The organism is Geodermatophilus aquaeductus (genome assembly GCF_900182545.1).
GTDB lineage: Bacteria > Actinomycetota > Actinomycetes > Mycobacteriales > Geodermatophilaceae > Geodermatophilus > Geodermatophilus aquaeductus.
The window spans coordinates 23,495-35,603 of sequence record NZ_FXTJ01000020.1 but is presented as its reverse complement, the minus strand read 5'-3'; the positions used below and the strand labels follow the sequence as shown (position 1 = coordinate 35,603).

Annotated in this window: 16 protein-coding genes; 14 read left to right on the top strand and 2 right to left on the bottom strand. The window is 71.4% G+C overall.

All coding sequences use genetic code 11. From position 1 onward, the window contains the following. The coding region (locus FN207_RS25535) for a TlpA family protein disulfide reductase (RefSeq protein WP_425459861.1) at positions 1 to 272 on the bottom strand (272 nt) is incomplete at its 3' end. 412 nt (positions 273 to 684) lie between these two features. Between FN207_RS25535 and FN207_RS25530 the strand changes: the two genes are divergently transcribed. From FN207_RS25530 to FN207_RS25500, 7 genes are all read left to right on the top strand, one after another. Further along, positions 685 to 1,056: a BlaI/MecI/CopY family transcriptional regulator gene (locus FN207_RS25530; RefSeq protein ID WP_142461260.1), complete on the top strand. Its 372-nt coding sequence runs from the start codon at positions 685 to 687 to the stop codon at positions 1,054 to 1,056. Next, complete coding sequence (locus tag FN207_RS25525; RefSeq protein WP_142461259.1) at positions 1,053 to 2,003, top strand: M56 family metallopeptidase; 951 nt, start codon at positions 1,053 to 1,055, stop codon at positions 2,001 to 2,003. The genes FN207_RS25530 and FN207_RS25525 overlap by 4 nt, the downstream gene beginning before the upstream one ends. A 175-nt stretch (positions 2,004 to 2,178) precedes the next feature. Next, positions 2,179 to 2,976, top strand: coding sequence for a F510_1955 family glycosylhydrolase (locus FN207_RS25520; RefSeq protein WP_142461258.1), 798 nt, complete (start codon positions 2,179 to 2,181; stop codon positions 2,974 to 2,976). Continuing rightward, positions 2,976 to 3,584, top strand: coding sequence for a TlpA family protein disulfide reductase (locus tag FN207_RS25515; protein ID WP_142461257.1), 609 nt, complete (start codon positions 2,976 to 2,978; stop codon positions 3,582 to 3,584). Before FN207_RS25520 ends, FN207_RS25515 begins: the two co-directional genes overlap by 1 nt. Before the next feature lie 63 nt (positions 3,585 to 3,647). Beyond that, positions 3,648 to 4,028 (top strand): ArsR/SmtB family transcription factor, encoded by a 381-nt coding sequence (locus FN207_RS25510; RefSeq protein WP_142461256.1) that lies wholly within the window; start codon positions 3,648 to 3,650, stop codon positions 4,026 to 4,028. Positions 4,029 to 4,144: 116 nt separating this feature from the next. Next, positions 4,145 to 4,585, top strand: a complete 441-nt coding sequence (locus tag FN207_RS25505; protein ID WP_142461255.1) for a DUF6153 family protein — start codon at positions 4,145 to 4,147, stop codon at positions 4,583 to 4,585. A gap of 87 nt (positions 4,586 to 4,672) precedes the next feature. After that, a complete protein-coding gene (locus FN207_RS25500) occupies positions 4,673 to 5,356 on the top strand; it encodes a DUF305 domain-containing protein (protein WP_142461254.1) in 684 nt (227 codons plus the stop codon). Between the two features lie 111 nt (positions 5,357 to 5,467). On the opposite strand, the gene FN207_RS25495 is transcribed toward FN207_RS25500, so the two are convergent. After that, positions 5,468 to 5,875, bottom strand: a complete 408-nt coding sequence (locus FN207_RS25495) for a four-helix bundle copper-binding protein (protein ID WP_142461253.1) — start codon at positions 5,873 to 5,875, stop codon at positions 5,468 to 5,470. Positions 5,876 to 6,142: 267 nt separating this feature from the next. Between FN207_RS25495 and FN207_RS25490 the strand changes: the two genes are divergently transcribed. The 7 genes from FN207_RS25490 (at position 6,143) to FN207_RS25460 (ending at position 12,099) form a co-directional block, all read left to right on the top strand. Next, the gene (locus tag FN207_RS25490; protein WP_142461252.1) at positions 6,143 to 6,448 is read left to right on the top strand and encodes a metal-sensitive transcriptional regulator; all 306 of its coding nucleotides are present in this window, start codon (positions 6,143 to 6,145) and stop codon (positions 6,446 to 6,448) included. 91 nt (positions 6,449 to 6,539) lie between these two features. Further along, the gene (locus tag FN207_RS25485) at positions 6,540 to 6,800 is read left to right on the top strand and encodes a heavy-metal-associated domain-containing protein (RefSeq protein WP_142461251.1); all 261 of its coding nucleotides are present in this window, start codon (positions 6,540 to 6,542) and stop codon (positions 6,798 to 6,800) included. A 61-nt stretch (positions 6,801 to 6,861) separates the two neighbouring features. Then, complete coding sequence (locus tag FN207_RS25480) at positions 6,862 to 7,047, top strand: hypothetical protein (protein ID WP_142461250.1); 186 nt, start codon at positions 6,862 to 6,864, stop codon at positions 7,045 to 7,047. A gap of 49 nt (positions 7,048 to 7,096) precedes the next feature. Further along, entirely contained in the window at positions 7,097 to 9,466 is a 2,370-nt protein-coding gene (locus FN207_RS25475; protein WP_142461249.1) for a heavy metal translocating P-type ATPase, read from the top strand. Between the two features lie 134 nt (positions 9,467 to 9,600). After that, on the top strand, positions 9,601 to 9,942 hold the full coding sequence (locus FN207_RS25470; protein WP_142461248.1) for an NADH-quinone oxidoreductase subunit A: 342 nt from the start codon (positions 9,601 to 9,603) through the stop codon (positions 9,940 to 9,942). After that, positions 9,933 to 11,159, top strand: coding sequence for a hypothetical protein (locus FN207_RS25465; RefSeq protein ID WP_142461247.1), 1,227 nt, complete (start codon positions 9,933 to 9,935; stop codon positions 11,157 to 11,159). The genes FN207_RS25470 and FN207_RS25465 overlap by 10 nt, the downstream gene beginning before the upstream one ends. After that, complete coding sequence (locus FN207_RS25460; protein ID WP_246066376.1) at positions 11,152 to 12,099, top strand: NADH-quinone oxidoreductase subunit H; 948 nt, start codon at positions 11,152 to 11,154, stop codon at positions 12,097 to 12,099. The genes FN207_RS25465 and FN207_RS25460 overlap by 8 nt, the downstream gene beginning before the upstream one ends. Positions 12,100 to 12,109 lie beyond the last annotated feature (10 nt).

Here is a 12,109-nt window from a genome sequence, read left to right as displayed (position 1 = left end):
CACCACGAGCCCCAGAAGTTGATGACGGCGATGTCGCCGGCCAGCGAGGAGGACTCGAACGGGCTGCCGTCCAGCAGTTCACCGTCGAAGGTCGGCGCCGGGGCCCGGGCTGCTTCGTCCAGCACGGTGGCGGTCGGCGTGGCGCCGGTGAACTCGTACTGCGCGCCCGATCCCGTCTGGTCTCCGTCGCCGGCCGAGCAACCCACCAGCACGGTGAAGGCCGCCGCGGTCGCGACCGCGAGCAGTGCGCGGACGGTCAGCGCGGAAGTCACTGCGGCCGCCTTCCCCACGTGAACGGGACGTGAGCCACGGAGTCGGGTATGGCCCCTGCATCAGGGCGTCGATGGCCACGGCGGAGAGGAGGACTGTCGAGGCCGCGTACCCAAGCGGTGAGCCTTGACCGTGAAGCGGCGTCGCTGGACTCGGGCAGGCGCGGGCGCCGTCGGTGCAGGGAGCCGGGGCGAGCAGGCTGCCGAGCGGGAGTGACATGCTGGACCCGTCGGCGAGCGGGACCGGTGAGCCGGGCGCGGGGGCGGTCGGCAGCGGCGCCGAGCCCGTCGCTACTAAGCACCGTAGTAGTCTACAGGGGCCTGCGTCCGTCGTCCCGGTCCGCTCGGGCACCACCGCCAAGGTGCTGCGGTTGCCGCATGTGGCTTCGTGGCAGGCATCGAGCGAGGAGGGGGCATGCAGCCGTTCGGCGAACTGGAAGCTGCTGTCATGCGGTGCCTGTGGCAACGAGCGGAGCCGGCAACGGTCCGAGACGTGCTCGGGGAACTCACCAAGTCCCGGCCGCTGGCCTACACGACAGTCATGACCGTGCTGGACAATCTCCACGGCAAAGGTCAGCTGCAACGCCGCCGACGGGGTCGCGCCTGGGAGTACACCACCACACGCTCCTCCGCCCAGCACACCGCCGCACTGCTGCAGCAGATCCTCGGCGAATCCGGCGACCGGGACGAGGCCCTCATGCACTTCGTCGCCGACCTGGATGCGGACACCGTGACCAGACTCCGGGCCGCCGTCGAGGCCGCCCGCCCCAAGGGCATCGGGGCATGACAACCGCCGCGCTGCTCCTCGTGGCCGCGGTCCTGGCAACGGTCACACCCAGGGCGGCCGACGCGGCATGGGCCGGTCGCGCACCTCGCCTGGCGATCCTCACCTGGCAGGCGGCCACGGTCGGGTTCGTGGTCGCCCTGGTCCTCGCCGGTCTGACCCTGATGGTGCCCGCCACGGCGATCGGCGGGGGGCTGGCCCAGATTCTTCACGCCTGCGCCATGACGATCAGCAGCGTCTACGGCTCGCCCGATCGGCTGCCCGCCGTGCTGGCAGGCGCGTTGCTCGCCGTCGCTCTCCCGGTCCGACTGGCCGTCGTCGCCGTCCGGACCGTGATGCGCGACCGCAGGGCCCGGCGGAACCTTCGCCGGTCGATCGCGCTCGGGGCACGCCCCGAGCGCTCCCTCGGTGTGCTGGTGGTCGACTCCGACCGGGCAGCCGCCTTCTGCGTCCCCGGACGGCCGCGTGCTGTCGTGCTCACCAGTGCTGCTCTGCACGCGCTGACCGCCGATGAACTGACCGGAGTTCTCGCCCACGAGCGTGCGCACCTGCGCGGTCACCACCACATCGCCGTAGCGGCGGCCCGCATCTGTGAACGGGCGCTGCCGGGTGTGCCGCTGCTCGCGGCGGCGCGAGTCCAGATCGAACGCCTGGTAGAGCTGCTCGCCGACGATGCCGCTGCCCGGCGAGCGGATCCGCTCTCCGTCGCCTCGGCGATGGTCACCCTGGCGGGCATGAGGGCGCCCGGTCCCGCGCTGGGCGCCGCCGAAGGCTCGACCACCTTCCGCGTCACGCGCCTGCTGGCGCCGATTCCGCCGGTGCCCCTGCCCTGTCGCATCCTGGTCGGGGCAGTCGCGCTGGCGACGGTGTTCGGCCCCGTGGCTCTCGCTGCGTGGCCCGTCGTCTCCGCCGTGTCCAGCGGCCTGTGCGTGGTGCCGGGCTGGGCCTGACCGGGTCGCCGGGACCTACTACTATCGACGCTAGTAATTCGTCTGGCGGCCCTTTTCTGGAGAGTTCATGCCGACCGCCCCATTCGCTCGCCGCACGACGTGGCCGGTGCACACGGCAGACGGCCGCCGCCGTCGCGGGCGCCGGTATGGACTCCTCGCCGCCGGTGTCGCCGGCGTGCTGACGATCGCCGGCTGCACCAGCGAGGCTCCGGCGGCCACCGTCGCCGGCGAGGTCACACTCGAGCATGTCCACGGACTGGCGGTGGATCCGGCAGACGGCGAGCTCTACGCCGGCACCCACTATGGCGTCGTCCGAGTGTCCGACGACGGGGAGCTGACTCGGATCGCCGACCGCGTCCGGGACTTCATGGGCTTCACCGTCATCGGACCGAAGCACTACCTGGCCAGCGGCCACCCCGGCGAAGGGGATTCCGGCCCGAGCAACCTGGGCCTGATCGAGAGCACGGACGGCGGGCAGACCTGGACGACCCTGTCCCTGGAAGGGGATGCCGACTTCCATGCGCTCGACGTAGCCCAGGGTGTCATCTACGGATACAGCGGTGGCCGTCTCCTGGTCAGCGACGACAAGACCGACTGGACCGACCGCGGGGCCGCCAGCATCGCCGATCTCGCCGTCGACCCGGCGCAGGCTCAGCGACTGCTGCTCACGACCGAGCAGGGTGTCGCGCTCAGCGAGGACGGTGGCGAGACCGTCACCCTCGTTCCGGAGGCGCCGCTGCTGCAGTTGGTCGCCTGGTCATCGGACCCGGCCGTCGTCGTCGGCGTCGCGCCGGACGGCACCGTGCACGCCAGCACCGACGGTGGGCGCACCTGGGAGGAGCGCGGTCAGGCCGGAGGCGCGCCCGAGGCGCTGGGCGTCGATGGAGACAACGTCTACGTCGCGGTGGACGGCGCGATCGTGTCCTCCGCCGACGGCGGCTCCAGCTTCCGCGACCTCTATCGAGGCGACTGATGGCGCGGCCGCACCTCGGCGGCCTGCTCGCCGTCGCCCTGCTCGCCGTCGCCCTGCTCGCCGTCGCCCTGCTGGCCGGTTGTGCTACCAGCACCCCTGACGAGACCGGCTCGGCAACGGCTGCCGACCGCACGGTGAACCCGGCAGCGACGGCGCCGCGCTGCGAGGAGCTTCCCGACGAGGTCGTGACGGCGAGCGACGACGCACTACCTGCGTTGACGCTGGCCTGCCTCGGCCCCGGTCCGGACGTCTCGCTGGACCGATTGACGGGACGGCCGACGCTGCTGAACCTCTGGGCCACGTGGTGCCTGCCGTGCCGCGAGGAGATGCCCCTCCTGCAGGAGGCCTTCGTCCGAAACGGCCAAGACGTCCGGTTCCTCGGTGTGGACACACAGGACAGCCCCGAAGGTGCTGCGTCCCTCGTCTCCGACCTGGGGATCGGCTACCCCCACGTCCTCGACCCCGACGGTGAGCTGCTCTCGGCTCTCGGCGTGCGCGGCCTGCCGGTCACCCTCGCCATCGATGAGCGCGGACGCATCGTGGCCAGATCGGTCGGCGAACTCGACGCCCAGGAGCTTCAGCAGCTGATCGAGACACTCACCTCATGAGTGCGGCTCCTGGTGGACCCGCCGGGTCGCTGCACCTGACGCTGGGCGGCCTAATCTGCACGGGTGACCGGAGGAGCCCCCCATGCGCACCCGGTCGACCCGGACCGGGTGGCGAGTGCCCGGGGGCGGCTCCCCAGTCGAGACGATGCGGCGCGGCTGACCAGCGTGCTCAGTCTGCTGGCCGACCCCACGCGAGCACGGGTGCTGTACGCCCTGGACGTCGTCGAGGAACTGTGCGTCGGCGACATGGCCCTGGCGTTGGAGGCGACTGAGGACGCCGTGAGCTACGCGCTCCGACTGTTGCGGACGGCCGGGTTCGTGACGAGCCGCAAGGACGGCCGTGTCGTCTTCTATCGTCTGGCGGACGGGTTTCCCGAGCCTCTCCGGGAGCATTGCCTCAGGCAGTTGATCGAGCTCTCCCGCAAGCCCGTCGACGAGGGCTGACGGGCGGGCGGCCGACGGTCGGCTCTCCCGGCGGGGCGAGCCGCCTGATCCAGGACCTGACGGTGGGCAGGTGCTACTACCGTGGGTAGTACTGTGACTCGGCGGGAGGGGGTGACATGCCAACGCGACGTCTGTGGGTCCTGTTGCTGCTGGCGGCCATCTTCTCCATGCACGGAGCCCAGTACATCGCCGCGGATGCCGGCCTTCGTCACACCGAGGTGGCGGTCGCTCAGCACGGCGCGGAGGATCCCCTGGACGCTGAGTCGCTCTCCGCGTCGACGGCCGCGGGTGGTGAACTCCAGCAGGTGACTCCATCCGTGGACACGGGTGAGATGGCCGGCCAGCCGAGCCCGGGTCACGGCGTCGCATCGCACCTCTGGTCCTTGTGTCTGGCGATCTTGTACGCCGGGCTGGTCCTGCTCGCCGCCGCGAGCCTCATCGGGATGGTGGCGGCTCCGGTTCTTCGGGACGTCGCCTCGCATCTCAGCTCGTTCAGGGGGTGGGCGAGGCTTCCTCGACCACCTGACCTCTCCGCTCTCTGTCTCCTGCGGATCTAGGCCGACCGCTCCGGACCCCATCAGCTCCTGCGCTGGATGGGGTCAGACGGCACGCCCTGAGAACCCCTTCCTGACAGGAGACATGCAGTGACCAGCAGCAACGCTCGACTCGTCCGCCTCGCCGGTGGACTGATCGCCGGCGCCGTCGTCCTGACCGGCTGCTCCGGAGGCAGCTCGATGGACATGAATGACACGAACGCCGGAAGCTCGGCCAGCCAGTCGGCGGAGTTCAACGACGCCGACGTCACCTTCGCCCAGGGGATGATCGTCCACCATGAAGGGGCGCTCGAGATGGCCCAGATGGCCGATGGTCGCGCCCAGGACCCGCGCGTGCTGGACCTGGCCGGCCGGATCGAGGCCGCCCAGGAGCCCGAGATCCAGACGATGACCAGCTGGCTCGAGGACTGGGGTCAGCCGACCTCCGCCGAGGAGTCCGGCGGCATGGACATGGACGGCGGCATGGACATGGACGGCGGCATGGACATGGACGGCGGCATGGACATGGACGGCGGCATGGACATGGACGGCGGCATGGACATGGGCGGGATGAACATGGACATGTCGGGTCTCGAGGCGGCCTCGGGCGCGGAGTTCGACCGCATGTGGCTGGAGATGATGACCGAGCACCACCGCGGCGCGGTCGACATGGCGGAGACCGAGATCGCTGACGGTCAGAACGCAGATGCGATCGCGCTCGCCGAGCAGATCGTCGAGTCGCAGAGTGCCGAGATCGAGGAGATGGGGACGCTGCTGACCGAGCTCGGCGGCTGAGCCGGGAGGGTGGTGCTGCCGGTGCGAGCCGGCAGCACCACCCTTCGCCGATCGCCGGCCCGGACAGCGCCACGCGCCGCGACGTCCTCCTCCCGCTGTTCCGTTCCCTGTTCAGCCCAGGGAGCTGATCAGGTCTCTGCAGGCCGCTTCGCAGCGGCGGCAGGAGTCAGCGCACACCCGGCAGTGCTCGTGCATCTCGGCGTGCCGGGCGCATTCGTCGCCGCAGGCCTTGCAGGCGGCGGCGCAGGCCTCCAGGACGGCGCGGGTGAGGTTGGCGTCGTAACCGGTGTGCCGGGAGAGGACCCGGCCCGTCGTGTCGCAGACGTCGGCGCAGTCGAGGTTCGTCCGAATGCACGTGGTCAGCTCGGCCACCATGTCCTCGCTGAGGCAGGCGTCGGCGCAGGCCGTGCAGGCCTGGGCGCACTCGAAGCACGCTTCGATGCACTCCTGCAGCTTCTGGCGGTCGACCCCGCCGAGATCCTTCGGGTAGGCCTCCAGCATCTCGCCGGCAACGCTCATGACGGTCACTCCTCTCGATGCCGGCGCGGGCGGCAGACGCCAACCGAAAGGCGCCGACAACGGTCGCCTACCCGTACGCCGGACGGATAACGACATCGGGATCGGGTCGACGCGACGACGTGACGTCGCTTCCCTGCCCGGCGCGGTCGCGGCAGTTGCCGCCCGCCGGCGGTCCCGGGGGACTTGCGACCGCCGACGAGCTGTCGTAACGTCGTAGCAGGAGATACCCCTACCCAGTATTGGTTTTGAAAGGTGGCGGGCGGCGATATGAGCACCACTGAGGCGGCGGGGCCGCACGGGTACATCCACCGCAAGGACGACTACCTCAAGCGGCTTCGTCGAATCGAGGGCCAGGCCCGCGGTCTGCAGCGCATGGTGGAGGACGAGAAGTACTGCATCGACATCCTCACTCAGGTCTCTGCCATGACGAAGGCGCTGCAGTCCGTCGCTCTCGGCCTGCTCGAGGAGCACATGAGCCACTGCGTGGTCGGAGCGGCCGCGGCGGGTGGGTCGGAAGCCGAGCAGAAGCTGCGCGAGGCGTCCGAGGCCATCGCCCGTCTCGTCCGCTCCTGAGCCACTGCGTCGTCGAGGACCAGCGGGACCCAACGCTCCCGACTACGAGAACAAGCGCAAGAACGACAAGAGATCCGAGAGGAACACCCTGATGAGCACCACCACCTACACCGTCGTCGGCATGACCTGCGGGCACTGCGTCAACTCGGTGACCGAGGAGGTCACGCAGGTACCCGGTGTCACGGGCGTCAACGTCGACCTGGCCAGCGGCGGCCTCACCGTCACCAGCGATACCGACATCGACGACGCCGCCGTGCGGGCCGCTGTGGAGGAGGCCGGCTACGAGGTCACGGCGCCGGTCGAGCAGCCTGCGTCGGCGACCTCGTCCGGCTGCGGTTGCGGCTGCAAGTGACGGACCGGCGGTCCGGGACACCGGACCGCCGTCCTGGCACCGCGAGCCCAGAGGAGCAGACGTGAACGGCACTGCGGCCAAGGTCGGGGCCTATGTGGTCGGCCTCGCTTTCGCCTTCGCCGCGGCGTTCGGTATCGGCAGCGCCGTGGGCCCGGTCGGGTCGGCGGCAGACCAGACCGAGTCGCCGGCACCGGCGTCGGACGCCGGCCACGGCGGCATGGACATGAACGGCGACACCGGCGACTGACCGGGTGTCCCCGCCGACGCACCACAGCGATTTCTGACAGGGAGAACCAGTGAGCTCCGCGACGAACAGCACGACAGCGCCGGCTCCGGCCGGCGGCGACCAGGTCGAGCTCGCGATCGGCGGCATGACCTGCGCGTCGTGCGCCATGCGGATCGAGAAGCGGCTCAACAAGCTCGACGGCGTTACCGCCACGGTCAACTACGCCACCGAGAAGGCGAAGGTGACCTTCGCCGACGGCGTCACGCCCGACGACCTGGTGGCCGCCGTGGAGAAGGCCGGCTACACCGCCCGGCTGCCCGAGCCGCCGCGCCCGGAGACGACCGGTGCGGAAGGCGAGGAGCCCGGCGGACGGGACCCCGTCGCCCTGCTGCGCCAGCGCCTCCTGGTCGCCACCGCGCTCACGGTGCCCGTCATCGCGATGGCGATGATCCCGGCGCTGCAGTTCACCTACTGGCAGTGGCTGTCACTGACGCTCGCGGCTCCCGTGGTGGTCTGGGGGGCCTATCCCTTCCACAAGGCCGCGTGGACGAACCTGCGTCACGGCGCCTCCACCATGGACACGCTCATCTCGATGGGCACCTTGGCCGCCTTCGGGTGGTCGCTGTACGCGTTGTTCTTCGGTACGGCCGGCATGCCGGGCATGACGCACCCGTTCGAGCTGACCATCAGCGCGACCGACGGCGCGGCGAACATCTACCTCGAGGTCGCCGCCGGCGTGACCACGGCGATCCTCGCCGGCCGGTACTTCGAGGCACGCTCCAAGCGGCGCGCCGGCGCGGCCCTGCGGGCGCTGCTGGAACTGGGTGCCAAGGAGGTCTCCGTCCTGCGCGGCGGGCGCGAGGAGCGGATCGCCGTCGACCTGCTGGCCGTCGGTGACCTGTTCATCGTCCGCCCGGGAGAGAAGATCGCCACCGACGGCGTGATCACCGAGGGCTCCTCGGCCGTCGACGCCTCGATGCTCACGGGAGAGTCCGTCCCGGTCGAGGTCGGACCCGGGGACAGCGTGGTCGGTGCCACGGTGAACGCCGGCGGCCGCATCGTCGTCCGGGCGACCCGCATCGGCTCCGACACCCAGCTGGCGCAGATGGCGCGGCTGGTGGAGGAAGCGCAGAACGGCAAGGCCGAGGTCCAGCGGCTCGCCGACCGCGTCTCGGGCATCTTCGTGCCCATCGTCATCGCCCTGGCCGTCGCCACCCTCGGTTTCTGGCTCGGCGCGGGGGCCGGGATCACGGCGGCCTTCACCGCCACGGTCGCCGTCCTGATCATCGCGTGCCCGTGCGCCCTCGGCCTGGCCACGCCGACCGCGCTGATGGTCGGCACCGGTCGCGGCGCGCAGCTCGGCATCATCATCAGGGGCCCGGAGGTCCTGGAGTCCACCCGCAAGGTCGACACCGTCGTCCTGGACAAGACCGGCACCGTCACCACCGGCCGGATGACACTGCTCGACGTCGTCCCGGCGTCCGGCGAGGACTCCGACCGCCTGCTGCGACTGGCCGGGGCGCTGGAGGACGCCTCTGAGCACCCCATCGCCCAGGCGATCGCCAAGGGGGCCACCGAGCGCACCGGCGCCCTCCCCGCGGTGGAGGGCTTCACGAACGTCGAAGGCCTCGGCGTCCAGGGCGTCGTCGACGGTCACGCCGTGATCGTCGGCCGGTCCCGGCTGTTCGCCGAATGGTCGCAGCGGCTGCCCGCCGACCTCGAGCGCGCCAAGGCCGCCGCGGAGGCGGACGGAAAGACGGCCGTCGTGGCCGGCTGGGACGGCGCGGCACGCGGGATCCTCGTCGTGGCCGACGCGATCAAGGAGACGTCGGCCGAGGCCGTCCGCCAGCTGCGCGACCTCGGTCTCACGCCGGTGCTGCTGACCGGCGACAACGAGACGGTGGCCCGCTCGGTGGCCGCCCAGGTGGGCATCACCGAGGTCATCGCCGAGGTGCTGCCGCAGGACAAGGTCGACGTCGTCAAGCGCCTCCAGGGCGAGGGCAAGGTCGTCGCCATGGTCGGTGACGGCGTGAACGACGCCGCCGCGCTCGCCCAGGCCGACCTCGGCCTCGCCATGGGCACCGGAACCGACGCCGCGATCGAAGCGAGCGATCTGACGCTGGTCCGTGGCGACCTGCGCGCCGCGGCCGACGCGATCCGGCTGTCCCGGAAGACCCTGAGCACGATCAAGGGCAACCTCTTCTGGGCCTTCGCCTACAACGTCGCGGCGCTGCCGCTCGCCGCTGCGGGCCTGCTCAACCCCCTGCTGGCCGGGGCTGCGATGGCGTTCTCGTCGGTGTTCGTGGTCTCCAACAGCCTGCGGCTGCGCCGGTTCAAGGCCCTTGCCTCGAACCGGACCGACGGGGGAGCGGGTGCCGGTCACCGTCCGGACGGCCCGCGCGTCCCCGGTGCGCTGGCAGGTACCACAGTCAAGGGCTGATCGCTCCGGTCCCGGCCTCGGGGCGGTGAGCGGCGGCTGCAGGCCCTAGCGTGTGAGACGTCCGTGCGATCGTGCGGATAAGCCTTGTTGTTCAGCCGGGAGCAGACCGGTCGGTACGAGGCAAAGGAGTGGTCGTGCTCGCCGTCCTGTCCCTGTTCGCGCTGGTCGGCGCCCTCGTGGCCACTCTCTACGGCGCGTCGTCGGTGATGGCCGTCGCCCGCCGCGCGACGGACGTCATGCCGTTCGAGTCGGGCATGCTGCCGCAGCAGCATGCGGCCTCCCGCTACCACGCGCGCTGGTACGCGATCACCATTCTCTTCCTCGCCTTCGACATGGAGATGATCTTCATGTACCCGTGGGCCGTGGTGCTCGCCGACATGGGCGCCGGGGCCGTCGTCGAGATGTTCGGCTTCCTGGCCGTCCTGCTCGTCGGCGTGGTCTACGTCTGGCGAGAAGGCGCCCTGCGATGGACCTGAGTCGCCGACTCCGGGCGTGGGCCCTGGCCCGGCCCCGCGTCCTCATCGTCGATGCACCGGGCACCGTCGAGTTGAGGCGGGCGGTGGAGGCAGAGCTCGACCGCCGGGGCTGGCCGCTGGCGATGTCGCCCGCCGACACCGACGTCCTGCTCGTGCTCGGTTTGCCCGGCCCCGAGCTGGCCGCTGCCATCGACGTCCTGTGGTCCCAGATTGCTCAGCCCCGGCACCGGGTCGACCTTCGCGCCGCCACCGACCTGCACCACCGGCTGGAGGAGACGGTTCGCGCGCTCGGCGCCGCGGCGCCTGAAGAGCATGTCGATGGCGCCGTTCCGGCTCGCGCCGGTGCCGGTCACCCGGCGGGGGGCATGGACCACTCGGGCCACGAGGGCATGGACCACTCGGGCCACGAGGGCATGGACCACTCGGGCATGGCGGGCATGGACCACTCGGGCATGGCGGGCATGGACCACTCGGGCATGGCGGGCATGGACCACTCGGGCATGGCGGGCATGGACCACGCCGCCATGGGTGGTGGGGGGCACGCGGGTCATCACATGCATCACGGCGGCGACGTCGCCGGACTGCCGATGGCGGAGACCGCACCGGATCGGGACGGGCTGGCACTGGACGTCCTTCGGGTGGCGATCGGACCCGTCCTTCCGGGGTGGCCCACAGGCCTCCTCCTGCGGGCTGACCTCCAGGGCGACGTCCTGACCAGTGCCCGTCTGTCCTGGGTGGACGCCACTGACGACAGGGGCTCCCCTCCGGGGAAGGTGCATCCGCAACGGGCGGCGCTCGACCAGCTCGCCTCGCTTCTCCTCGTCGCCGGGTGGCCGACCGCCGCACGCGATGCCCGGTGCGCCCGGGATGGTCTCGCCTCCACGGACCGGAGCGAGCTCGCGACGGCCCGGCGCCGGGCCGAGCGCGTGGCCCGGCGAGTGCGTCGCTCGCGGGCGCTGGCGTGGACCGTCCGCGGCGCGGGACACCTGCACTCCTCACTCGGTCGCACAGCGGGCGGCGACGTCCTCGATCGCGTACGCAGGTGGTGCGACGTGGCCTCGGGCGGCGACGTGGAAGCGCCGGCGTCGCCGACGTCGCTGGACGAGGTCGCCGCGGTGCTGGAGGGAACCGAGCTGGGGACCGCCCGCCTGATCGTCGCCAGCGTCGCACTCGACCGGTCGGCAGCCCGCACGGCGCCGGAGGAGGCCCGTGCCTGAGACGGAGACCGCGGCGGCGGCCTGGGGGGTGGTGCCCTCGGCCCTGCTGGTCATGGGCGCGGCGCTCGGGCTGGGGTGGCTGGTGGCGGCGGTGGATCGGGTCGTGCTCACGGGCGCGGGAGCGCCGGCGGTTCTCGAGCCGGTGCGCTCCAGCGTTCGTCTCCTGACCGAGCAGCGTCGGACGACGCTCGCGCCCGACCCGCTGCTGTGGCGGTTGGGCATTGCGGCTGTGCCGGTGCTGGCGGTGCTGTCCCTGGCCGTCGTCCCGATCGGTGGCCGGACGCTGTGGTCGACGAGCGTGGACCTCGTGTGGTTTAACGCCATGGAGGCCTTGTTGTGGGCGGCTGTCTGGCTGGTCGGCTGGGGCCCGAATGCGGTCCACGCGCTGACCGGCGGGTACCGGTTCCTCGCGCAGGGCCTGGCCTACGAGCTGCCGCTGATGTTCTCCCTGATCGCCGTGGGGGTGGGGGCGGGCTCCCTGCGGACGGCGGACATCCTGTCGGCGCAGGCCGGCCTGTGGTTCGTCGTGTCCATGCCGGTCGCGTTCGTCGTGTTCCTCGCCAGCGCGGCGGCCTTCGCGTTCTGGGGGCCGTTCGGCGCACCGACCGGAGCTGACATCGCCGGCGGCGTCACCTCGGAGCTCTCCGGCGTCGACCGGCTGCTGGTGGAGGCGGGTAGGGCGATCTTCCTCGGCGCCACTGCCGCGATGGCGGTGGCGCTGTTCCTCGGCGGCGGCTCCGGGCCGTGGCTGCCCGGCCCGGTGTGGCAGCTGCTGAAGACGGTCGCCGTCGTTGTCGCCCTGGTCTGGGCGGGCCGGCGGTTGCCGGTGCTGCGTCCTGATCGGGTGGTCGAGGTGGCCTGGACGGTGCTGGTCCCGGTGACGCTGGTGCAGGCCCTGGTGGTGGCGGTGCTGCTGCTGTCCGGCTTCTACGCGGTCTGATCGGGAGGAG

Coding starts and splice junctions, on each gene's coding strand:
- FN207_RS25530 (WP_142461260.1), top strand. CDS start 685: ATGCAGCCGTTCGGCGAACTGGAAGCTGCTGTCATGCGGTGCCTGTGG.
- FN207_RS25525 (WP_142461259.1), top strand. CDS start 1,053: ATGACAACCGCCGCGCTGCTCCTCGTGGCCGCGGTCCTGGCAACGGTC.
- FN207_RS25515 (WP_142461257.1), top strand. CDS start 2,976: ATGGCGCGGCCGCACCTCGGCGGCCTGCTCGCCGTCGCCCTGCTCGCC.
- FN207_RS25505 (WP_142461255.1), top strand. CDS start 4,145: ATGCCAACGCGACGTCTGTGGGTCCTGTTGCTGCTGGCGGCCATCTTC.
- FN207_RS25495 (WP_142461253.1), bottom strand. CDS start 5,875: ATGAGCGTTGCCGGCGAGATGCTGGAGGCCTACCCGAAGGATCTCGGC.
- FN207_RS25490 (WP_142461252.1), top strand. CDS start 6,143: ATGAGCACCACTGAGGCGGCGGGGCCGCACGGGTACATCCACCGCAAG.
- FN207_RS25485 (WP_142461251.1), top strand. CDS start 6,540: ATGAGCACCACCACCTACACCGTCGTCGGCATGACCTGCGGGCACTGC.
- FN207_RS25465 (WP_142461247.1), top strand. CDS start 9,933: ATGGACCTGAGTCGCCGACTCCGGGCGTGGGCCCTGGCCCGGCCCCGC.